The following is a 20,996-nucleotide window of genomic DNA, read 5'->3' as shown; positions in this document are numbered from 1 at the left end:
AAGCTTTTGGGCAGCGCGCTCGATCGGCACGCGCCTTGCTTTTCAACTTTCATGATTACGAAAACGACATTTTTCCGACGCCTGCACCGCCATCTGCCCGGCTTCCTTGCTGCGCTGTGCCTGTTGACTCCCGGCGCTCGAACTCTGGCTGACACATTCACCTTGCCTGAAGTGCTTATCGGTGTCACCCAGGGCTTTCTTGAGTTCTCCGTCGAAGACTATTTGCAAAAGACCCAGACCGAAGGCCGCTACGAGATCCAGGTCAACAACCTCGACCCGCGCCTGCGCATGCCGCTGTGCAGCGAGCAGCTCGGCGCCAGCCTGGAAAGCCCGGCCCAGCCACTGGGCCGGGTGACCGTGCGGGTGCGCTGCGATGGCAGCTCGCCATGGACGGTCTTCGTACCGGCCCAGGTCAAGCTGTTCCGCGACGTGGTGGTGGTCAGCCGGCCGCTCAAGCGTGATGCCGTGGTCGAGGAACAGGACGTGGCGCTGCGCGAGCGTGACGTCGGCCTCCTCAACCAGGGCTTTCTCGCCAGCCTTGACCAGGCGGTAGGACAAAAAGTCGTCCGACCGATGGTCATCGACCAGATCATAACGCCCGTTCATCTGGAACAGGCGGAGGTGATCCGCAAAGGCGATCACGTGGTGATCATCGCCCGCAGCGGCTCGCTGGCCGTGCGCATGCCCGGTGAAGCACTGAGCAAGGGCGGGATGAGCGAGCAGATCAGGGTACGCAACCTGAATTCCAAACGCGTGGTCAAGGCCAGGGTAACCGGTCCTGGCGAAGTGGAGGTTTCCATGTGACCTTGTGACACAGCCCACCGGATCGACGATGAAAGGTGGCGATCAGGAAGCGCATTTTCTAGACTATGCGTATTACGGAATGACGACCTTGTCACGAATGTCTGCTAATTCGTGTCTAAAGTTTTTTTCGGAATGGCCGAAAAAAGGGCAAGCGTCCTATTTCCGAGAGGTTTTCTGATCATGGTCATCGACTTCAGTCGTTTGAATAACTCCCCGTCCGTGACGGGTGGCCTGCGCACTGGCACCAGCCAGGAAAGCGCGGCCAGCAACCGCAGCGGCCAGTCCGAAGCGGCGGCGGCCACCACCCAGAGCGGGGAGACCGTACACCTCAGCCATGAGGCCCAGCAGTTGCAACAGGTCAGCGACAAGCTGCGCGACCAGCCCATCGTCAACAGCGACCGCGTGGCCGCGTTGAAGCAGGCGATCGCCGACGGTAGCTACCAGGTCGACGCCAACCGCGTGGCCAGCAAACTGCTCAATTTCGAAGCCCAGCGCTAGCCCTCGGCGCGCTGACTTCAAGGACGCTTAGACCAAGAGCCAGCCATGCACGACACGACCCTGCTGCAACTGATCGAAGAAGATATCGGCCCGGCCGAGCAACTGCTGCAGCTGCTGCGGGACGAATACGTCGCCCTGCACGGCCGTGACATGCCGGCGCTGGAAGACATCCTGGCCTACAAGCAATCGCTGGTAGTTCTGCTCGATCAGCACGGGCGTCGGCGCAGCGAGCTGCTCGCCAGCCTCGGCCTGACCCCGGATCGCGCCGGTGTCGAGGTCCTGGCCAGCCAGTCGCACCTTGGCCCGCAAATCCGCCAGCAACTCGACGTACTGGGCAACCTGCTCAACGAGTGCAGGGCGGTCAATGAACGCAACGGCGAATCCATCGTCCTGCAGCAGGCCACCACGGCCAACCAGATCCGGATCCTCAACGGCGGCGAAGCGCCTTCGCTGTACGACAGCCGCGGCTCGACCTCGCCGCTCTCCAAGCCTCGTGCACTCAGCCAGGCGTGACCCTCTATCAAGCCACAGCGCATGCTGGCAGAATGCCGGCTGCGTGTGTCGTTTTTGCCTGGAGATTCATCAACCGTGTTCAATGACGTAGAAGCTCCGCAGCCTCCGAAGGTGTTCACCACACCTCTGGAAATTGCCGCCAACCTGCGGATGCTGCAAGAGAGCCATGATCCGCTGATCATTACCTTCCATGAGCGCAGTCAGCGTTTCCAGAGTTACGTGGTCGAGGTCGACCGTGACAACAACGTCCTGGCCCTGGATGAAATGATCCCTCGCGACGGCGAGCGCTTCCTGGAAAACGGCGAACCCTTCCGCGTCGAAGGTTTCCATGACGGCGTGCGGATCGCCTGGGAATGCAACCAGCCACTGACCGTCGACTCCTCCGGTGACGTGCGCTGCTACCGTGGCACCCTGCCCACCGAAGTCACCTACCACCAGCGTCGCAATGCCTTCCGTGCCGCCCTCAAGCTCTCGCAACTGGTCGATGTCGTGCTCGACGGCGACAAGCTCAAGGGTGCCGGCGGGATTCGCGGCAAGCTCCTGGATATCTCCGCCACCGGCTGCAAGCTGCGCTTCGAGGGCGATATCGAAGAGCGGCTGCAACTGGGCCAGGTCTACGACAAGTTCGCCGCCAGCAACCCGCTGGGCCTGAGCCAGATGTCGGTCGAGCTGCGCCACCTGCACTTCGAGGAGCGCCTGGGCGCCACCTTCGCCGGCGTGCGCTTCCACAACCTGACCGGGCAGATGCAGCGCAAGATCGAGAGTTTCGTCTATCAGTTGCAGCGTGAAGCGCGGCGCTTCGACAAAGACGATTATTGATAGACCGCTGGAAAGAAAACGGGGACCGCATGCGGTCCCCGTTTCGTTTCAGAGCGGCTTGGCCGGCGCCTCGACCGTCTCCCCTTCCCTGCTATTCACCGCCTCGTCCTCGGCCTCGGTATCCTCGGCCGCCACCGGCGCCTGCATCTGGTCCTGCACCACCTGCTCGGCGACCCGTGGGTCGAGGGCCGCCGCCAATGGCGAACTGGCTGCCGGCATGGCGACGTGGGACAGTGGCGCATCTTCCACCTGGTGCAGCCCGGTGACCGCATCCGGACGAATGCGCCAGACCAGCACCAGGGCGAAGAAGGTGAAGAAGGCATAGAGCATCTGGTCGCCGAACACCTTCATCAGCACCCCTGCCGCCAGCGGCCCGATACTCGCGCCCACGCCGTAGGTGACCAGCAGCATCGCCGTCAGTGACACCCGCCGCTCGCTTTCCACGTGGTCGTTGGAGAAGGCCACCGCCAATGGGTACAGGCAGAACTGCAACAGCGACACCAGGAAGCCGGCCGCGAACAGCACCAGCATCGGCACCCCGGGGAGGATCGCCAGGGGCAGCGAGGCGATCGCCAGGCCGATGGCCACGCTGCGGATCAGCACGGCGCGGTCGTAGCGGTCGGAGAGCCAGCCCAGCGGCCATTGCACCAGCAGGCCGGCGAAGATGCACACGCCCATGAAGATACCCACCTGCTCGGTGCTCAGGCCCTGCTTCGAGGCGTACAGCGGCGCCAGGCCGTAGAACGAACCGACGATCAGCCCGGAACCGAGCACCGTACTCAGCGACTGCGGCACGCGCTTGATGAAGAAGCGTGGCTCCATCGGCGCCGGACGCAGCGGCGCCGGGTGGATGCGCCGGGTCAGGGCCACCGGCACCAGGCACAGGGCGAAGCACATGGCGACCAGCATCAGCAGTTCAGGGCCGAGCTGCGGATGCACCACCAGGATCAACTGCCCGAGCACCAGGCCCAGGTAGGACGCGATCATGTAGCCGCTGAACACCGCCCCGCGCTGCTTGGCGTCGGCCTGCTCGTTGAGCCAGCTCTCGATGACCATGTACTGGCACATCATCCCGAGGCCGACGATCACCCGCAGGAACAGCCAGGCCGGGAGGAAACTCACCAAGCCGTGCCCGAGCACCGCCGCCCCGACGATCCCGGCGCAGGTGGCGTAGGCGCGGATATGCCCGACCCGGGCAATCAGGCGGTGGCCGATCTTGCCGCCCAGGGCCAGGCCGAAGTAGTTGGCGGCCATCAAGGCACCGACCCACAGGCTGTCGACCTGGTCGGCGCTCAGGCGCAGGGCCAGATAGGTACTCAACAGGCCGGAGCCGATCAACATCATCAAAGCGGCGAAGTACAGCGCGCGAAAAGACTTCCAGATAGTGCGCATCAGCGTCCCGAACGGCCTCTTGAGCTGGTGGAAAAACTGCCTGAAAGCATAAGTGATTATTCCCGCCGCGCGGCCGGCCGGAAGGAAAAAAACAAAAGGCCGATTACGCCATGAAACAGCGCAATCGGCCTTCTATTCCGCGGTTTGCCGATCAGGCCTGGGCCGCCAGCACGCGCCGCTCCCAGGGCGTGATCTCATCGAAGAAGCTGGTCAGCTCCTGGGTCTTGGTAGCGATGTAGCCCGAGATGAACTCGTCGCCGAACAGTTCCCGGGCCAGGTTGCTGCGCTTGAGCCGGTCAATGGCCGCATGCAGGGTGCAGGGCAGCGACAGGTGATCCGGCACCTCGAACTCGCCCTGGATCGCCGCGGTGGGTTGCAGGCCCTGTTCGATTCCGTACAGGCCGGCAGCGAGGCTGGCGGCAATGGCCAGGTACGGGTTGGCGTCGGCGCCCGGCAGACGGTTTTCCACCCGTCGCGCCACCGGCGAACTGGCCGGGATGCGCAGGCCGGCGGCGCGGTTGTCCTCGGACCAGCAGGCATTGTTCGGCGATGCGTAGGGATGGCACAGGCGCTGGTAGGAATTGACGTTGGGCGCGAACAGCGCGGTGAAATCCGCCATGCACGCCTGCTGGCCACCGATGAAGTTGAAGAAGGTGCCGGTGGGCTGGCCGTCGGGGGCGCTGAAGACGTTCTGACCGCTGGCGATGTCTACCACGCTCTGGTGGATATGCATCGAGCTGCCCGGCGTCTTCGCCAGCGGCTTGGCCATGCACACCACGGTCAGGCCGTGCTTGAGCGCGACTTCCTTGAGCAGGTGCTTGAACAGGAAGGTCTGGTCGGCCAGCAGCAGCGGATCGCCGTGCAGCAGGTTGATCTCGAACTGGCTGACGCCCATCTCGTGCATGAAGGTATCGCGGGGCAGGCCCAGCGCCGCCATGCAGCGGTAGACTTCCTGGAAGAACGGGCGCAGGCCGTTGTTGGAACTGACGCTGAAGGCCGAGTGACCCTCTTCGCGGCGACCGTCCAGGCCCAGGGGCGGCTGGAATGGCTGAGTCGGGTCGGGATTGGCGGCGAAGACGAAGAATTCCAGCTCGGTCGCCACCACCGGCGCCAGGCCACGGGCGGCGTAGCGGGCGATCACCGCCTTGAGCTGGCCGCGGGTGGACAGGCCGGAGCTTGTGCCGTCCAGTTCATCGGCATCGCAGATGGCCAGGGCGCGGGGTTCGGCGCTCCAGGGCAGGCGGTGGATCTGCGTGGGGTCGGCGATCAGGGCCAGGTCGCCGTCGTCGCCGCCGTAGAAGCGTGCCGGCGGGTAACCGCCCATGATGCACTGCAGCAGCACCCCGCGGGCCAGTTGCAAGCGCCGGCCTTCGAGGAAGCCCTCGGCGGTCATCACCTTGCCGCGCGGCACGCCGTTGAGATCTGGCGTGACGCATTCGATTTCATCAATGCCCGTCAGGCGCTCTTCCAGGGAACGCTGAACATTGGTCGTCATGACTCTGTCCTTGTTGTTTTTCGCATGCCGGAAACGGCGACAGGGACAACATACTCAGGGGCTGTTCAAAATATCAAGCGGAGATGGTGGTGATTGATCGTGATTTTCTACACCCTTGGAGATTTATCGCTCTCAGGGGCCTCATCGCTGGCAAGCCAGCTCCCACAGGGTTTTGTGTTGACCACAGGATTGATGGCCGACGCGATCCCTGTGGGAGCTGGCTTGCCAGCGATGAGGCCCTAAAAATCAACGAGGCTCGTGCAGGGTCAAGCCATTGGCCGGCAACGGCAGCGCCGTCTTGTACCTCACCTGCTTCAAGGCAAAGCTCGACCTGATATTCGCCACCCCCGGCAGCCGGGTCAGGTAATCGAGAAACCGCTCCAGCGCCTGGATGCTCGGCAGCAACACCCGCAGCAGATAGTCCGGGTCCCCGGTCATCAGGTAGCACTCCATTACCTCGGGTCGCTCGGCGATTTCCTCCTCGAAGCGGTGCAGCGACTGCTCCACCTGCTTCTCCAGGCTGACATGGATGAACACGTTGACATCCAGCCCCAGCACCTCCGGCGCCAGCAAGGTCACCTGCTGGCGAATCACCCCCGACTCCTCCAGGGCCTTGACCCGGTTGAAACAGGGCGTCGGCGACAGGTTCACCGAGCGCGCCAGCTCGGCGTTGGTTATCCGCGCATTTTCCTGAAGGCTGTTGAGAATGCCGATGTCGGTACGATCCAGTTTCCGCATGAGATAAATCTTCCTGCCTATTGTTCTTTTGCAGAATATTTATCCGCGCGCCCGAACAAAGGCAATCAACATCAGAAAAATATTCTTCCGGGGCCGGAATATCATTAAGACAAGACTGACTTCCTGGTCACAAGCCGGGTCTCAGTAGCTACCGCTTCAAAGCTCAACAAAAACACAAGACAGAGCGAGCGTAAAAAGCATGAACGAGTACGCCCCCCTGCGTTTGCATGTGCCCGAGCCCACCGGCCGGCCAGGCTGCCAGACCGATTTCTCCTACCTGCGTCTGAACGACGCCGGTCAGGTGCGTAAACCCGCCATCGACGTCGAACCTGCCGATACCTCGGACCTGGCCTACAGCCTGATCCGCGTTCTCGATGCCGAAGGCAACGCCATGGGCCCCTGGGCCGAAGACATTGACCCGCAAATCCTGCGCCAGGGCATGCGGGCCATGATGAAGACCCGCCAGTTCGACAGCCGCATGGTGGTCGCCCAGCGCCAGAAGAAGATGTCCTTCTATATGCAGAGCCTGGGCGAGGAAGCCATCGGTAGCGCCCAGGCCCTGGCTCTGAACCGCACCGACATGTGCTTCCCGACCTACCGCCAGCAGAGCATCCTGATGGCCCGGGAAGTGTCCCTCACCGAGATGATCTGCCAGTTGCTGTCCAACGAGCGCGATCCGCTCAAGGGCCGCCAGCTGCCGATCATGTACTCGGTGCGCGAAGCCGGCTTCTTCACCATCAGCGGCAACCTCGCCACCCAGTTCGTCCAGGCCGTCGGCTGGGCCATGGCCTCGGCGATCAAGGGCGATACCAAAATCGCCTCGGCCTGGATCGGCGACGGCGCCACCGCCGAATCCGACTTCCACACCGCCCTGACCTTCGCTCACGTTTACCGCGCCCCGGTGATCCTCAACGTGGTCAACAACCAGTGGGCGATCTCCACCTTCCAGGCCATCGCCGGCGGTGAAGCGACCACCTTCGCCGGGCGTGGCGTAGGCTGCGGCATCGCCTCGCTGCGGGTCGACGGCAACGACTTCGTCGCGGTCTACGCCGCCTCGCGCTGGGCCGCCGAACGCGCCCGCCGCGGCTTCGGCCCGACCCTGATCGAGTGGGTTACCTACCGTGCCGGCCCGCACTCCACCTCCGATGATCCATCCAAGTACCGCCCGGCCGACGACTGGATCCACTTCCCCCTCGGCGACCCGATCGTGCGCCTGAAGCAGCACCTGATCGCCAACGGCCATTGGTCCGAGGAAGAACACCAGCAGGTCAGCGCCGAACTGGACGCGGAAATCATCGCCGCGCAGAAGGACGCCGAGCAGTACGGCACCCTCGCCGGCGGACAGATGCCGAGCCCGGCCTCGATGTTCGAGGACGTCTACAAGGAGATGCCGGAGCACCTGCGCCGGCAGCGCCAGGAACTGGGGATCTGACATGAACGATCACAACACCTCCATCCAAGTGGAAAACGCCATGTCGACCACCAACATGACCATGATCCAGGCCCTGCGCTCGGCGATGGACATCATGCTCGAGCGCGACGACAACGTGGTCATCTACGGCCAGGACGTCGGCTACTTCGGCGGCGTGTTCCGCTGCACCGAGGGCCTGCAGAACAAGTACGGCAAATCCCGGGTATTCGATGCGCCGATCTCGGAAAGCGGCATCGTCGGCACTGCCGTGGGCATGGGCGCCTACGGCCTGCGCCCGGTGGTGGAAATCCAGTTCGCCGACTACTTCTACCCGGCCTCCGACCAGATCGTTTCCGAGATGGCCCGCCTGCGCTACCGTTCGGCCGGCGAATTCGTCGCCCCGCTGACCCTGCGCATGCCCTGCGGTGGCGGCATCTATGGCGGCCAGACCCACAGCCAAAGCCCGGAGGCGATGTTCACCCAGGTCTGCGGCCTGCGCACGGTGATGCCGTCCAACCCCTACGACGCCAAGGGCCTGCTGATTGCCTCGATCGAGAACGACGACCCGGTGATCTTCCTCGAACCCAAGCGCCTGTATAACGGCCCGTTCGACGGCCACCACGACCGCCCGGTAACCCCCTGGTCGAAACACCCGGCCAGCGCCGTGCCGGACGGCTACTACACGGTGCCGCTGGACAAGGCGGCGATCACCCGCCCGGGCAACGACGTCACGGTGCTGACCTATGGCACCACGGTCTATGTGTCCCAGGTTGCCGCCGAGGAAACCGGTGTCGACGCCGAGGTCATCGACCTGCGCAGCCTGTGGCCGCTGGACCTGGAGACCATCGTCGAATCGGTGAAGAAGACCGGCCGCTGCGTGGTCGTGCATGAAGCCACGCGCACCTGCGGCTTTGGCGCCGAACTGGTGGCGCTGGTCCAGGAACATTGCTTCCACCACCTGGAAGCGCCCATCGAGCGCGTCACCGGCTGGGACACCCCCTACCCGCATGCGCAGGAGTGGGCGTACTTCCCTGGCCCTTCGCGGGTCGGTGCGGCATTGAAACGGGTCATGGAGGTCTGAATGGGCACGCACGTCATCAAGATGCCGGACATTGGCGAAGGCATCGCGCAGGTTGAACTGGTGGAATGGTTCGTCAAGGTCGGCGACACCATTACCGAGGACCAGGTGGTGGCCGATGTCATGACCGACAAGGCCACGGTGGAAATCCCTTCGCCGGTGTCCGGCAAGGTGCTCGCCCTGGGCGGCCAGCCCGGCGAGGTCATGGCGGTGGGCAGCGAGCTGATCCGTATCGAAGTGGAAGGCGCTGGCAACCATCAGGAAAGTGCCAGTAAACCGGCCCCGGTGGTTGCAGCAGCACCCGACCCGAAACCGGCACCGGTCGAAGTACCGGCGGCCAAACCACAAGTCGCTGCCGCGCCTGTCGAAAGCGCGCCGATCGTACCCCGTGGCGCCAATGAAAAACCCCTCGCCTCCCCCGCCGTGCGCAAGCGCGCCTGGGATGCCGGGATCGAACTGCGTTACGTCCACGGCAGCGGCCCGGCCGGGCGCATTCTCCATGAGGACCTCGACGCCTTCCTGACCCAGCCGACCCGCAGCAGCCACGGTGCGCCGAGCGGCTATGCCAAGCGCGAGGACAGCGAACAGATCCCGGTGATCGGCCTGCGCCGCAAGATCGCCCAGCGCATGCAGGACGCCAAGCGGCGCGTCGCCCACTTCAGCTACGTGGAAGAGATCGACGTCACCGCCCTGGAAGAGCTGCGCCAGCACCTCAACGGCAAGTTCGGCGACAGCCGCGGCAAGCTCACGCTCCTGCCGTTCCTGGTTCGCGCCCTGGTCGTGGCCCTGCGCGACTTCCCGCAGATCAACGCCACCTACGACGACGAAGCCCAGGTCATCACCCGCCACGGCGCGGTGCACGTGGGCATCGCAACCCAGGGCGACAACGGCCTGATGGTGCCGGTGGTACGCCATGCCGAAGCCGCCAGCCTGTGGGCCAACGCCAGCGAGATCGCGCGCCTGGCCCATGGCGCGCGCAACAACAAGGCCAGCCGCGAGGAACTCAGCGGTTCGACCATTACCCTGACCAGCCTCGGCGCCCTCGGCGGCATCGTCAGCACACCGGTGGTCAACACCCCTGAAGTGGCGATCGTCGGAGTCAACCGCATGGTCGAACGGCCGATGGTGATCAACGGCCAGATCGTCATCCGCAAGATGATGAACCTCTCCAGCTCCTTCGATCACCGGGTGGTCGACGGCATGGACGCCGCACAATTCATCCAGGCCGTGCGCGGCCTGCTCGAACAACCCGCCAGCCTGTTCGTGGAGTGAGCATGCAGACTCTGGACACTACCCTCCTCATCATCGGTGGCGGCCCCGGCGGCTACATCGCCGCGATCCGCGCCGGGCAACTGGGCATTCCGACCATTCTGGTGGAAGGCCAGGCCCTCGGTGGCACCTGCCTGAATGTCGGCTGCATCCCGTCGAAGGCGCTGATCCATGTCGCCGAGCAGTTCCACCAGACCGAGCAGCACAGCCGGAAATCCAGCCTCGGCATCAAGGTTGCCGCGCCGAGCCTGGATATCGGCCAGAGCGTGGCCTGGAAGGACGGCATCGTCGACCGCCTGACCACAGGCGTGGCCGCCCTGCTGAAGAAAAACGACGTCAAGGTGATCCATGGCTGGGCCAGGGTCATCGACGGCAAGCTGGTGGAAATCGACGGCCAGGACCTGCGGATTCGCTGCGAGCACCTGTTGCTTGCCACCGGTTCCAGCAGCGTGGAACTGCCGATGCTGCCGCTGGGTGGCGCGGTGGTTTCCTCCACCGAAGCGCTGTCGCCCAAGGCGCTGCCCAAGCGCCTGACCGTGGTCGGTGGCGGCTATATCGGCCTGGAGCTGGGCATCGTCTATCGCAAGCTCGGCGTTGAGGTCAGCGTGGTGGAAGCCCGGGATCGCATCCTGCCGACCTACGACGCCGAACTGACCCAGCCGGTGGCCGAGTCGCTGAAGAAACTCGGGGTGCAGCTGTACCTCGGGCACAGTGTGGAAGGCTTCGATGCAGCGGAAAAACGCCTGAAGGTGCGCAAGCCGGATGGCGAGGAACTGGCGCTGGAGACGGACCAGGTGCTGGTTGCGGTTGGCCGTCGTCCGCGGACCAAGGGTTTTAATCTCGAAGCCCTGGAATTGAAGATGAACGGTGCCGCGATTGCCATCGACGAGCGTTGCCAGACCAGCATGCGCAATGTCTGGGCTATCGGTGACGTGGCGGGCGAGCCGATGCTGGCGCACCGGGCCATGGCCCAGGGCGAGATGGTTGCCGAGCTGATCGCCGGCAAACAGCGGGCGTTCACGCCGGCGGCCATTGCGGCGGTGTGCTTTACCGATCCTGAGGTTGTGGTGGCAGGCAAGACCCCTGAAACTGCCAAGGAAGAAGGCCTCGATTGCCTGGTCGCGCAGTTCCCCTTCGCCGCCAATGGCCGGGCCATGACCCTGGAATCGAAGAGCGGTTTCGTGCGGGTGGTGGCGCGGCGGGACAATCACTTGATCGTCGGCTGGCAGGCGGTCGGGGTGGGGGTTTCGGAGCTGTCCACGGCGTTTGCCCAGTCACTGGAGATGGGCGCGCGACTGGAGGATGTGGCGGGGACCATTCATGCCCATCCGACCTTGGGTGAGGCGGTGCAGGAAGCGGCACTGAGAGCACTGGGCCACGCCCTGCATATCTAGAACCGAAAGCACGACGCTGCACCCTGTGGGAGCTGGCTTGCCAGCGATTGCGATGGTGAATTCACCAAAGTCATCGCTGGCAAGCCAGCTCCCACAGGGTCCGCGCTCTCCATCAGAAACCAAGAAGGCCGCTCAGTGAGCGGCCTTCTTGTGTTTCAGCAGTCCATTCAGACGCGGAAATAACCCACGGTCGAATCGAACGGCAGACGCTTCAGCTCGATCTTGTTCAGATCCAGCACATCACGCAGTGCTGCGGTCTCACCTGGGAAGTTGCGGTAGGCAACTTCGTCCAGGACCACGATGGCACCCTTCGGCATGTACGGCAGGAAGGTTTCCAGCGCCACCTTGGTCGACGAGTACAGGTCGGTGTCGAGGATCAGCATCGCCACCACCAGGTCCGGACGGGTCTTGACGAAGGCCGGGACGGTTTCGAGGATGTCGCCCTTGACGATCTCGCAACGCGGGATGCGGTTGACGGGACGGATCAGGTCGTTGGCGTCGATCATGTCCTGGATCAGGGTCTCGTCGGTGTCGGAGAACATCTTCTCGTTGATGTCCGCCGGGTCTTCCTTCTCGTCGATGCTGGCAAAGCCCTGGAAGGTGTCGAAACCGATGATCGAGCGGTTGATCGCATACGGCTCGAGAATCATCGACAGCTGCATGTAGAGCATCAACGAGTTGCCCTTGTACACGCCGCATTCAACGATGGCGCCCGGTACGTCCTGGACCATCTTGAACAGTTCGATCCGCGACAGCGCCGCGGTCACGGCGATGCGGTTGGCGAAGACGAAGGGGGCGTCGGCCACGTATTGGGCATCGACACGGCTCAGCACGCTGGCACGCTTTTCGTTGTACTCGACCTCGGCAGCGGTCAGACGACGCTTGGTCATGGATTAACTCCCTGGAATTGCGAAAAGTCGCTGGCATGGAAAAGGTCTTTGAAGCCGGCTTCCACGTCGAAACAGCCGTTGTCGACATTGGGCGCGCCGCGCTTCTGAATCAGGTCCTGCAGGTGGATCAGGCGGAAGTCCACGCTGAAACGGATACGGTCGGTGCGGTTGGCCACGGTGCCGTGCAGGTGCGAACCGGAGAAGGTCAGGATCTCGCCGCTGTTGCCGGCCACGCGGATTTCCGAGGAGTCGTCGACCTCTTCCAGCGGCACCGGGTGGATGCGGGTTTCCTGGGTGATGTTGTCCTTGGCCTTGATGCGCTGGTTGGTGATCCAGTCGGTCAGGCTCCAGCTATGGGACGAGTTCTCCACCGGCCGGGTGAAGTAGGCCGGGTTGATCATCATGGTCTGGTCGGGCTCGATGGTGTAGATCGGCATCCAGGTGTTGATCTGGCAATCGACGTTGCCGTACCAGGTGTCGCGGTGCGGCTTGTAGGCGTAGCTGACGCCGGCGTGCAGGTAGTCGTAGTTGGGCACGACACGGATGCGCGGCACGTCGAACAGGTAGTCGTCCGGGTTGGCGCCGATTTCCAGCACGTAGTCGCGGATCAGCGCCTTGGCCTGCGGGCCGTTGGTGAACTGGCGCTTGAGCCGGGTGACGTGCTCGACGAAGGTTTCCACCGGCATCTGCTTGTGCAGCGACAGGTGGTCGGTCTCGCCGTCGAAGGCGTCGGTGATGCTGTGCCGAGCCAGGGCGCAGAGCTCGTGGGCGCTGCGCAGGTTGGTATCGAGGAAGATATCGCCCGCATAGACCTGCTCGCGGAATGCCGGCTTCTTCTGCAACTGGTTGATGTAGAGATTCATTGGTGCCTCTTCCTCATAAAGACTGATGCCCGCCGGGCGGGCCATGAATTGAAGTGGACGCAAGGCGACGCCCCCCTGCCCCTCGGCAGGCAACTCCAACCGCATGGGCTACCGGGTCATGAGCCCGGTTCTAGTGATCTTGTGATCGGCATCAGGCGGGCAAACTTTAATACCGCCGGGAAGGTTACAAGGCTTGCCGCGGGCGGCAAGGGGTTTCCGCCCGGAGGCAAGGCGACACACCGCTTCGTTGCTGGAAGCCCCGTAACACGGGACCTGGATCAAGCTGGCACAGCTATTGCCCTGTATCCCGGAGCATTGTCGCCCCACTCAAGGAGGTTGATCCCGTGAGCATCATCAATGGTCATGGCTGGCAGAACGCCGCCATCCAGCAACATCGCACCCTGCCCGCCGTTTCCGGCGTGGACGGGCAAGCCTATCAGGCCGAGACCGCGACGGCCTCGTCGGTTGCCACCGTTGCCAGCGCGGCAGCGGCGAGCAGTGCGTCCGGCTCCACCTACCAGGATGCCAAGGATGCGCAGGACGAGGCGTTCGCCAAGCTCAAGGTGGCGTTGCAGAACACTGACGGCAGCAGCGTCAGCGAGTCGGACGAGGGCACCTCGACCACCCGCAGCGCGGCCCAGGAATTCCGTGACTACATGGCGTTGTCCCCGGAAGAGAAGATCCGCCTGAAGATGCTCAACGAGCTGGGGCTGACCGAGGAAGACTACGAGGCGTTGCCGCCGGAGAAGAAGGACGCGATCGACAAGCAGATCGCCCAGCGCCTGAAGGACGAGAGCGAGGTCAAGTCCATGGCCAGCCTGCAGCCACAGATGCAGGTGGCGATGGCGGCACAGGGCCTGATCAAGCCGGTGAGCGAGGTCGAGGCGGCGGATCCGGCGCAGGTGCGCAAGGACCGGGAGGACCGGGAAGATCCGTTTAAAGTCTGAGATTTTGGGGCCGCGTTGCGGCCCTTCGCGGGCAAGCCACGCTCCTACGGGAAAACGCGTAATCCTGTAGGAGCGTGGCTTGCCCGCGAAGGGCTGCAAAGCAGCCCCAAACCAGGCGACTCAGGCCTGTCAGGCAATCGGAATCATCGGATCCGCCGCCGCCAATGCCACCGCCCTGTCAGCCACCGGCGGATAGATCCACTGGGTATTGATCTGCCGCTTCAGCGCCTTGCCCTCTTCGCGCACCAGCTTCACCTGGCGATCCCAGCCCTCGGTGAACACCGCGCCCCAGCCGCCCAGATCGAGGCAGGTCACATACTTGGGCTGGCGATACACCACCGGCTCCACCCCGATCAACCGCGCCGCCGCATTGTTGCCGGCATGCCGCCCCAGCGGAATCGCGTGCTGGCAGGTCATCAGCGCATGGTTGCCGAGATCGTCGGTCGCGGCATAGGCGGTGTCCCCTGCCGCGAACACCGCGTCCTGACCGATCACCCGCAGATGTTCGTCCACATGCAGGCGCCCCATACGGTCGCGCTCGCCGGGAACCTGCGCAGTCAGCGCACTGGCCTGCACACCGGTGGTCCAGATCACCGTACTGGCCTCGATTCGCTGGCCATCCGACAAGGTCACGCCCTCGGCATCCACCACTTCCACCGAAGCGTTCAGGCGCCACTCCACGCCCAGTTCCGCACTCGCCTCGGCAATCGAGTGGGCGATCTCCTCACCCTGCGAAGCGCCAATGGCCTGGCCGCGATCGACGACGATCACCCGCACCTCGGCAGCGTCACCCAGCACCTCGCGCAGACGAGCCGGCATCTCGGTCGCCGTCTCGATTCCGGTGAAACCACCACCAGCCACCACCACGGTATTACGTGCCGCCGAGTATGGGCGCTGGGCAAGGGATTTCAGGTGCTGCTCAAGACGCACCGCCTCCTCGATCCGGTCAACATCGAAGGCATGCTCGACCGAGCGCGCCAGCCCGCTGCCGGTGGCCAGCACCAACTGGTCATAGTGCGCGACCGCGGCATTGCCCTGCCCATCCACATACTCGACACGCTTGCCGGATACATCGATGTGCTGCGCGGCGCCCTGGATAAAGCGTACGCCGGTCACGGCGAACAACTCGCCCAGCGGCGCCATCAGGCTGGCTGCATCCGGCTCATAAAAGCGCGGACGGATACGCAGTTCGGCCTGGGGCGCCAGGACGCTGACCATGACGTCCGAACGGCCATGCATCTCCAGCAGGCGGGTGGCGCTCAGGGCGCTCCACAGACCGCCGAAACCGGCGCCAAGAACAAGAATGTGCTGCTTCATCGTGCTGCTCCGCATCAGTGAGGTTCGACTCAATAACTACGACTGTATTAGTCGCAGTTAATAAAATCAAGCCACCATTGGTCGGCGAGCGGCTTTGCCTGATCCCTGATGAAGCGCTAACATTGGCGACCAGTTCAGTCGGAGATAGGCAGATGTCGTTGTACAGCGCGGGGGTCGAATACGGCATTCATTGCCTGATATTCCTGGTGGGGGACGGCGGTGAAAGCCGTGACGCCAGCGTGCGCGACCTGGCCGAATTGCAGGGTGTGCCCCAGGATTACCTGGCGAAGATCTTCACCAAGCTGGCCAAGGCGAAACTGGTCGCGGCCACCGAGGGCGTGCGCGGCGGTTTTCGCCTGGCGCGGCCGGCGGATGAAATCACCCTGCTGGATATCGTCACGGCCATCGACGGGCAGAAGCTGATCTTCGACTGCCGCGAGATTCGTGGGCGTTGTGCGCTGTTCGAAGGCGAGCCACCGGGCTGGGCCATCGAAGGGCCGTGTGCCGTGCATGCGGCGATGATCACTGCGCAGAAGCGCATGGAAGAGGCGCTGGCCCAGCAGACCGTGCTGGACCTGGCGCGAAGGGTCGGGCGCAAGGCGCCGGCGGGGTTCGGGGCGCAGGTGGATGACTGGATGGGGGGACGGCGGGAAAAGAAGGCGGCTGGAGACATTCCCCTCACTGAAGTCTGATCAAGAATCCAAAGAGCGACCGAGGACCCTGTGGGAGCTGGCTTGCCAGCGATTGCAATAGTGAATTCACCATAGCTATCGCTGGCAAGCCAGCTCCCACAGGGTCCTCGGTCGCTCTTTCGGTATCTACAGGAGGCTGAAGAGTTTGATTGCAGCCAAGTGCACCGGATAGAACCACCATCCCCAGCGCCCCACCGGCAGCACCCGGCCAGGCCATTCCCGGCGTAACAGTTCCAGCCCGATGAACACCGCCATGAACGCAGTCCCCGCCACCATCACCGACACCGGCGCCAGCGGATGCTGGAACAACCAGCTATTGGTGAAATTCCCCGCCATCGCCAGAAACCCCGCCAGCCAGGCAAAACGCCCGTCCTTCAAAGCCACCAGCAACGCCGCCGGCAGCAACACGCCGGGCAAACCGTACATCAGCCATCCACTCCCCAAGGTCGCCGTGATTGCTGCCAACAGCGCCATGGCCGCCGTGGCGCGGGTACGCAAATGCACACCCCAGGCGACCAGTAGCCCGAGGCCCAGCGTCGGCATCACGTTCAACGTCAGCGATCCATTATCGAGCCAGCGATAAGGCACTTCGGACAGCAGGGAAAACCCGACGAACCACCCAAGATACCGCCACCTGACCACCGCCGAACGCGCCACATTGGCCGCCAGCGCCAGGCAGAACCACGGAAACGCCAGGCGCCCGCTGACAAACAACCAGTCCTGGGCCGGCCACAGAAACCTCAGGTGATCGCCGATCATGGTGACGATCGCCAGCCACTTGAGCAGATCGAGGGACGCCGAGCGGGCCATCAGCGCGAGCGGAACGCGGCGGGTGTCACCCCGACGACTTTCTTGAACGCCCGGGCCATATGGCTCTGGTCGAAGAAGCCGCAGGCCACCGCCGCCTCGGCCAGATCCATACCGGTGCGCAACAGCGCCTGCACCCGCGCCACGCGCTTCTGGATCTGGTAGCTGTGCGGCGCCACCCCGACCTCGCGCTTGAACACCCGGATCAGGTAGAGCGGGTCCATCCCCGCCTCCAGGCCGAGGGTTTCCAGGGACAGGTTATGCTCCGCCTCGCTGTCCAGGCGGCTGCGGATACGCCGTACCGCATCACGCTCCGGGCGAGCGGAGCGGGCCAGCTCATGCCCATGCTGTTCGAACAACCCGGCAAGCATCTCCACCAGCAGCGTCTCGCGCTCCAGCGGCAAGCGCGACTCGGCAATGGCTTGATGGGTCAGCAACAGGCGCCGGGCGAACCGCGGATCATCGGTCATCGGCTGGCGAAACAGATGCACATGCTGACTGCCGTAGCGCCCTTGCAGCACCAGGTCGTTCAGCCAGCACGGATCGACGTAGAGCATGCGATAGACCCAACCGGCATTGTCCACTGGCACGCCATCATGGATTTCCCCCGGGCTGAGGGTCACCACCGTGCCAGCGCCGCCGAAGTGATGAGCGCCCCGGTAATAGAGCTTCTCGACCCCCTGGGTGATCACCCCGAAGGCATAGCGGTCGTGGCTGTGCCGGCCGAAATGCTGCTGGCTGTAGCGCGCGCTGAGCAGTTCGCAGCCACCTTCGGGGATGCGCAGGAACTGCGAGAAGTCCTTCTCTTGTGGCGTCATGGGTTGTCCAGTTTCGTCCAATCGTTGTGCCGACGGGCTTGATAGGTTCTGTGTTCCTACGCAAACCTGCAAGCGATGCAACGACATGCACACTCGAAAAGCCCTGCTCGAACTTACCCTGGGTGGCCTGATGCTCAGCCTCTCGGCACTGGCCGTGGCCTTTGCCGATATCGGCGCAGGCGGTGCCGGTTTCTACCGGATGCTGTTCGCCTCGGTCCTGTTCTACCTCAGCCTGAAATGGCGGCGGATCCCGGTGCGCCTGCCGTCGGCGGCTGCGGTGCGCCTCACCGCGCTGGCCGGCCTGTTCCTGGCCATCGACCTGATTCTCTGGCACCACAGCATCTACATCGTCGGCCCCGGTATCGGCTCGATCCTGACCAACTGCCAGGTGTTCTTCATGACGTTGCTCGGCCTGTGGCTGCTCAAGGAAAAACCGTCGCTGAATTTCAGCCTGGCCATCGGCCTGGCGTTCTTCGGTCTGTACCTGCTGCTGGCGCCGGAAATGAGCAGCGAAGTCGGCGTGCGCGGCGTGCTGTTCGGGATTGCCTCGGGGCTGGCCTATGCGGTCTGTGTCTACTACCTCAAGGCCGCCAGCCAGTTGCCCTGTGGCGGCGGCGACAAGCTCGCGCAGATGCTCAACCTGAGCCTGTGGGCCGGGCTGGTGATGCTCGGCTATGCGCTGCTGCGTGGGGAAAGCCTGGCCATCGGCGACGGGAAAACCCTGCTGATGCTGGTGATCTACGGGGTGATGGTGCAGTTCGTCGGCTGGCTGCTGGTCAATCGCTCGATCGGGCAGATCAGCCTGGGGCTGGCGGGGTTGATCCTGCTGCTGGAGCCGGTGATTACCTATTTCGTCGATGTGACGTTCCTGGGCAAATCGAGCTCGGCAGTGCAGATCGGCGGGGCGTTGCTGACGGTGGTGGCGGTGTATATCGGGTCGTTGCGGCCGCCTGAAAAGGTATGTGTCACGCAGTGACCTTACTGGCCTCATCGCTGGCAAGCCAGCTCCCACAGGTTCGGCAGCGACGCGGACACTGTGGGAGCTGGCTTGCCAGCGATGAGGCCATCAGCAACAACACATCAGCTAGAAGCGGTACTCCACTCCAGCCCCCGCATACCACGACCGCCCCGGCGCCGCCTCGTAATAACGGCCATTGCCGTCACCCACGATCACCGACCCCACATACTGCCGGTCCAGCAGGTTATCCAGGCGCACCATCTCATACACCGTGAAGCGCTCGAGCTGCTGCTCCATCCGCGCCCGCCAGTTGAACACCGCATAACCCGGCGCGGCGTGCTGCTGGTTGCTGTCCTCGACATACACCTCGCTGCGGTACTGCCCTTCCAGCGCCGTGCTCAGCCCGGCCACCGGTTTCCATACCAGTTCGCCGAACAGGCTGGTTTTCGGCACGCCCGGCAGGCGGTTGCCCTTGTCGATCTGGCCGACCTTGTCCCGGTAGCTCGCCTCCAGCCGGGTGTAGGCCAGGTTCAGCTCCCACTGTTCGGCCAACTGATGCTGCAACCCGACTTCCAGGCCACGACGCAGAGTCTTGCCGGCGTTGTAGTAGCTGGTGCGCCCGGCGTTGGAGCCAGCCACCACGATCTCGTCCTCGGTATGGATCTCGAACACCGCCACGTTCAAGCGGCTGCGCTCGTCGAGCCGGGCTTTCAGGCCGACCTCGTATTGCGTGCTGGTGGCCGGTTTCAAGCCGAAGTTGAAGCTCTCGCTGCCCCCCGGTGCATAGGCCATCTCCGCCTGGGTCGGGGTTTCGAAGGCCTTGCCGGCACTGACATAGCCATGCAGGTCCGGGGTGAAGGCGTACATGGCCGAGAAGCTCGGCGTGGTCCGCGAGTACGTTTTCGAACCGCTGGAATCGCCGTTGGACAGGTAGTGATCATCCACTTCCATTTCCATGCTGCTGCGACGCAGGCCGGCATCGAAGGTCCAGCGTTCCAGTTCCCAATGGGCCTGGATATAGGGATCGAGACTGGTGGCAGTGTCGATCTCGTCGCGGCGCAGTTCACCCTTCACGCCGAGCACGCTGCCGCTGTAGTTCTGGTACCCACGGCGGTCGTCACGGCTCTGGTCGTAGTCGGCACCGACCGTCACGGTCAAGGCACCCGGCGCCGCGCTGATCGGCTGGATCCAGCGCAAGGTACCGCCATGGAACTCACGGTCGAAATCCACCACGCCGCCACCGCGTTCGTTGGCCGGATTAGGGACGTTGTTGCCGATGGTCCTGGGAATCGACAGGTACTGGATCACGCTGCGCTGCCCGGCATAGGCATTGAACTGCAAGGTCGCCTCGCCGAAATCACGCTCGTAGTTCAGGCCGACCTGCTGGTGATGGATGCTCTTGCGCGTGTTGTATTCCTCGGCCCGCGAACTGACCGAGCGCGGGTCGTGCTGGTAGGCATCCCAGCTCTGCCCCAGCGGGTCCTGGGTGCCGTTCTGCTCAAGCGTATTGAAGATCAGCGCCATCCGGCTGTCGTCATCCGGCCGGAAATGCACCTTGGCGAACGTCTGGTCACGCCGCGCCGAACTGTGGTCGCGATAACCGTCGGTGTCCATGCGCGAGGCATCCAGCACGAAGCCGGCCTGGTCATTGCCGCCCTGGCTGTACAGGTGGTTCTTGAGGAAGCCGTCGCTGCCGAACAACGTGCTCGCGCCAATGGTTGCCGGGCCGCTGCCGTCCTTGCTGAACATCTGGATCACCCCGCCGGCATTGCTGCCGTACAGGGCCGAAGCCGGGCCGCGCAGCACTTCGATGCGCTCGGCCACGTCCAGATTCAGCGAAGCCGCCTGCCCCTGGCCGTCCGGGGTGCTGGCGGGAATGCCGTCGCTGAGCACCTTGATCCCGCGAATGCCGAACGCCGCGCGGGCGCCGTAGCCACGGGTGGACACCTGCAGGTCCTGGGCATAGTTCTGGCGGTTCTGCACCACCACGCCGGGTACGCGGCCCAGGGCTTCGGAGAGGTTGACCCCGGCCTGGCCATCGCTGATCTGCTCACGGCTGACGATATCCAGGGAGGCCGGGACATCGAAGGTCGAGGACGGGACGTAGGTGCCAGTGACGGCCAAGGGTTCAAGGGTAATGCCCGGCTCGTCGGCCATGACCGCCGTGGTGCCGGCAAGGCAAACAAAACAAAGGGACGCCGGGGTGCCGAAGGACAGGAAACGGCTGCGGCGGAGGAACGGAACAAACATAGGAAGTCTAAAAAACCTGGCAAAGCCCACGCGAATCGGTGGC

The 20,996-nt window shown here is 63.9% G+C and carries 20 protein-coding genes; 11 read left to right on the top strand and 9 right to left on the bottom strand.

Annotation, left to right across the window (positions count from 1 at the left end; all coding sequences use genetic code 11):
* The first annotated feature begins 51 nt into the window (after positions 1-51).
* From flgA to AC2CQI_RS28625, 4 genes are all read left to right on the top strand, one after another.
* Entirely contained in the window at positions 52-804 is a 753-nt protein-coding gene (gene flgA / locus AC2CQI_RS28640) for a flagellar basal body P-ring formation chaperone FlgA (RefSeq protein WP_075802685.1), read from the top strand.
* 180 nt (positions 805-984) lie between these two features.
* Complete coding sequence (gene flgM, locus AC2CQI_RS28635; RefSeq protein WP_075802686.1) at positions 985-1,302, top strand: flagellar biosynthesis anti-sigma factor FlgM; 318 nt, start codon at positions 985-987, stop codon at positions 1,300-1,302.
* 45 nt (positions 1,303-1,347) lie between these two features.
* On the top strand, positions 1,348-1,815 hold the full coding sequence (locus AC2CQI_RS28630; RefSeq protein ID WP_075802687.1) for a flagella synthesis protein FlgN: 468 nt from the start codon (positions 1,348-1,350) through the stop codon (positions 1,813-1,815).
* A 75-nt stretch (positions 1,816-1,890) separates the two neighbouring features.
* A complete protein-coding gene (locus AC2CQI_RS28625) occupies positions 1,891-2,634 on the top strand; it encodes a flagellar brake protein (RefSeq protein ID WP_075802688.1) in 744 nt (247 codons plus the stop codon).
* 48 nt (positions 2,635-2,682) lie between these two features.
* Here the strand turns inward: AC2CQI_RS28625 and AC2CQI_RS28620 are convergent, their stop codons facing one another.
* From AC2CQI_RS28620 to bkdR, 3 genes are all read right to left on the bottom strand, one after another.
* Positions 2,683-4,026, bottom strand: coding sequence for an MFS transporter (locus AC2CQI_RS28620; RefSeq protein WP_484578590.1), 1,344 nt, complete (start codon positions 4,024-4,026; stop codon positions 2,683-2,685).
* 151 nt (positions 4,027-4,177) lie between these two features.
* Positions 4,178-5,419, bottom strand: a complete 1,242-nt coding sequence (locus AC2CQI_RS28615) for a glutamine synthetase family protein (protein ID WP_484580679.1) — start codon at positions 5,417-5,419, stop codon at positions 4,178-4,180.
* A gap of 348 nt (positions 5,420-5,767) precedes the next feature.
* Positions 5,768-6,259: a Bkd operon transcriptional regulator BkdR gene (gene bkdR / locus AC2CQI_RS28610; protein ID WP_075802692.1), complete on the bottom strand. Its 492-nt coding sequence runs from the start codon at positions 6,257-6,259 to the stop codon at positions 5,768-5,770.
* Between the two features lie 199 nt (positions 6,260-6,458).
* Between bkdR and AC2CQI_RS28605 the strand changes: the two genes are divergently transcribed.
* From AC2CQI_RS28605 to lpdA, 4 genes are read left to right on the top strand one after another with little or no spacing between them, the layout of a single operon-like run.
* Positions 6,459-7,691, top strand: coding sequence for a thiamine pyrophosphate-dependent enzyme (locus AC2CQI_RS28605; RefSeq protein ID WP_484578589.1), 1,233 nt, complete (start codon positions 6,459-6,461; stop codon positions 7,689-7,691).
* A gap of 1 nt (position 7,692) precedes the next feature.
* Positions 7,693-8,751: an alpha-ketoacid dehydrogenase subunit beta gene (locus AC2CQI_RS28600; RefSeq protein WP_484578588.1), complete on the top strand. Its 1,059-nt coding sequence runs from the start codon at positions 7,693-7,695 to the stop codon at positions 8,749-8,751.
* The gene (locus AC2CQI_RS28595; RefSeq protein WP_484578587.1) at positions 8,752-10,020 is read left to right on the top strand and encodes a dihydrolipoamide acetyltransferase family protein; all 1,269 of its coding nucleotides are present in this window, start codon (positions 8,752-8,754) and stop codon (positions 10,018-10,020) included.
* A gap of 2 nt (positions 10,021-10,022) precedes the next feature.
* Complete coding sequence (gene lpdA / locus AC2CQI_RS28590) at positions 10,023-11,411, top strand: dihydrolipoyl dehydrogenase (protein WP_484578586.1); 1,389 nt, start codon at positions 10,023-10,025, stop codon at positions 11,409-11,411.
* A gap of 167 nt (positions 11,412-11,578) precedes the next feature.
* Here lpdA and AC2CQI_RS28585 read toward each other — a convergent pair whose 3' ends face one another.
* A complete protein-coding gene (locus AC2CQI_RS28585; RefSeq protein ID WP_075802697.1) occupies positions 11,579-12,301 on the bottom strand; it encodes a TylF/MycF/NovP-related O-methyltransferase in 723 nt (240 codons plus the stop codon).
* Positions 12,298-13,164: a 2OG-Fe(II) oxygenase family protein gene (locus tag AC2CQI_RS28580; protein WP_075802698.1), complete on the bottom strand. Its 867-nt coding sequence runs from the start codon at positions 13,162-13,164 to the stop codon at positions 12,298-12,300. The genes AC2CQI_RS28585 and AC2CQI_RS28580 overlap by 4 nt, the downstream gene beginning before the upstream one ends.
* Before the next feature lie 344 nt (positions 13,165-13,508).
* On the opposite strand from AC2CQI_RS28580, the gene AC2CQI_RS28575 reads away from it, so the two are divergent.
* On the top strand, positions 13,509-14,111 hold the full coding sequence (locus AC2CQI_RS28575) for a hypothetical protein (RefSeq protein ID WP_484578585.1): 603 nt from the start codon (positions 13,509-13,511) through the stop codon (positions 14,109-14,111).
* Positions 14,112-14,240: 129 nt separating this feature from the next.
* Here the strand turns inward: AC2CQI_RS28575 and AC2CQI_RS28570 are convergent, their stop codons facing one another.
* Entirely contained in the window at positions 14,241-15,428 is a 1,188-nt protein-coding gene (locus AC2CQI_RS28570) for an NAD(P)/FAD-dependent oxidoreductase (RefSeq protein WP_484578584.1), read from the bottom strand.
* Between the two features lie 152 nt (positions 15,429-15,580).
* Here AC2CQI_RS28570 and AC2CQI_RS28565 point away from each other — a divergent pair, with 152 nt between their 5' ends.
* Complete coding sequence (locus AC2CQI_RS28565) at positions 15,581-16,120, top strand: RrF2 family transcriptional regulator (protein WP_075802701.1); 540 nt, start codon at positions 15,581-15,583, stop codon at positions 16,118-16,120.
* A 126-nt stretch (positions 16,121-16,246) separates the two neighbouring features.
* Here AC2CQI_RS28565 and AC2CQI_RS28560 read toward each other — a convergent pair whose 3' ends face one another.
* On the bottom strand, positions 16,247-16,930 hold the full coding sequence (locus AC2CQI_RS28560; protein WP_484578583.1) for a TraX family protein: 684 nt from the start codon (positions 16,928-16,930) through the stop codon (positions 16,247-16,249).
* A complete protein-coding gene (locus tag AC2CQI_RS28555; protein WP_086937209.1) occupies positions 16,930-17,745 on the bottom strand; it encodes an AraC family transcriptional regulator in 816 nt (271 codons plus the stop codon). The genes AC2CQI_RS28560 and AC2CQI_RS28555 overlap by 1 nt, the downstream gene beginning before the upstream one ends.
* A gap of 85 nt (positions 17,746-17,830) precedes the next feature.
* Between AC2CQI_RS28555 and AC2CQI_RS28550 the strand changes: the two genes are divergently transcribed.
* Positions 17,831-18,721 carry a DMT family transporter gene (locus tag AC2CQI_RS28550; RefSeq protein WP_075802704.1) on the top strand — a complete coding sequence of 297 codons (891 nt, stop codon included), beginning with the start codon at positions 17,831-17,833 and terminating at the stop codon, positions 18,719-18,721.
* Positions 18,722-18,829: 108 nt separating this feature from the next.
* On the opposite strand, the gene AC2CQI_RS28545 is transcribed toward AC2CQI_RS28550, so the two are convergent.
* Positions 18,830-20,953, bottom strand: coding sequence for a TonB-dependent receptor family protein (locus tag AC2CQI_RS28545; protein WP_484578582.1), 2,124 nt, complete (start codon positions 20,951-20,953; stop codon positions 18,830-18,832).
* Between the last annotated feature and the right edge of the window lie 43 nt (positions 20,954-20,996).

Source organism: Pseudomonas sp. P2S-1 (assembly GCF_057197725.1).
Note: the sequence above shows the minus strand (reverse complement) of the source record. Positions and strands in the feature narration are given on the sequence as shown.

Bases quoted from the DNA above. Each gene is read 5' to 3' on its own strand.
- AC2CQI_RS28615 (WP_484580679.1), bottom strand. From the start codon at position 5,419: ATGACCGCCGAGGGCTTCCTCGAAGGCCGGCGCTTGCAACTGGCCCGC.
- flgM (WP_075802686.1), top strand. From the start codon at position 985: ATGGTCATCGACTTCAGTCGTTTGAATAACTCCCCGTCCGTGACGGGT.
- AC2CQI_RS28605 (WP_484578589.1), top strand. From the start codon at position 6,459: ATGAACGAGTACGCCCCCCTGCGTTTGCATGTGCCCGAGCCCACCGGC.
- flgA (WP_075802685.1), top strand. From the start codon at position 52: ATGATTACGAAAACGACATTTTTCCGACGCCTGCACCGCCATCTGCCC.
- AC2CQI_RS28630 (WP_075802687.1), top strand. From the start codon at position 1,348: ATGCACGACACGACCCTGCTGCAACTGATCGAAGAAGATATCGGCCCG.
- AC2CQI_RS28560 (WP_484578583.1), bottom strand. From the start codon at position 16,930: ATGGCCCGCTCGGCGTCCCTCGATCTGCTCAAGTGGCTGGCGATCGTC.
- AC2CQI_RS28545 (WP_484578582.1), bottom strand. From the start codon at position 20,953: ATGTTTGTTCCGTTCCTCCGCCGCAGCCGTTTCCTGTCCTTCGGCACC.
- AC2CQI_RS28585 (WP_075802697.1), bottom strand. From the start codon at position 12,301: ATGACCAAGCGTCGTCTGACCGCTGCCGAGGTCGAGTACAACGAAAAG.
- lpdA (WP_484578586.1), top strand. From the start codon at position 10,023: ATGCAGACTCTGGACACTACCCTCCTCATCATCGGTGGCGGCCCCGGC.
- AC2CQI_RS28550 (WP_075802704.1), top strand. From the start codon at position 17,831: ATGCACACTCGAAAAGCCCTGCTCGAACTTACCCTGGGTGGCCTGATG.
- AC2CQI_RS28600 (WP_484578588.1), top strand. From the start codon at position 7,693: ATGAACGATCACAACACCTCCATCCAAGTGGAAAACGCCATGTCGACC.
- AC2CQI_RS28595 (WP_484578587.1), top strand. From the start codon at position 8,752: ATGGGCACGCACGTCATCAAGATGCCGGACATTGGCGAAGGCATCGCG.
- AC2CQI_RS28555 (WP_086937209.1), bottom strand. From the start codon at position 17,745: ATGACGCCACAAGAGAAGGACTTCTCGCAGTTCCTGCGCATCCCCGAA.
- AC2CQI_RS28620 (WP_484578590.1), bottom strand. From the start codon at position 4,026: ATGCGCACTATCTGGAAGTCTTTTCGCGCGCTGTACTTCGCCGCTTTG.
- AC2CQI_RS28580 (WP_075802698.1), bottom strand. From the start codon at position 13,164: ATGAATCTCTACATCAACCAGTTGCAGAAGAAGCCGGCATTCCGCGAG.
- AC2CQI_RS28570 (WP_484578584.1), bottom strand. From the start codon at position 15,428: ATGAAGCAGCACATTCTTGTTCTTGGCGCCGGTTTCGGCGGTCTGTGG.
- bkdR (WP_075802692.1), bottom strand. From the start codon at position 6,259: ATGCGGAAACTGGATCGTACCGACATCGGCATTCTCAACAGCCTTCAG.
- AC2CQI_RS28565 (WP_075802701.1), top strand. From the start codon at position 15,581: ATGTCGTTGTACAGCGCGGGGGTCGAATACGGCATTCATTGCCTGATA.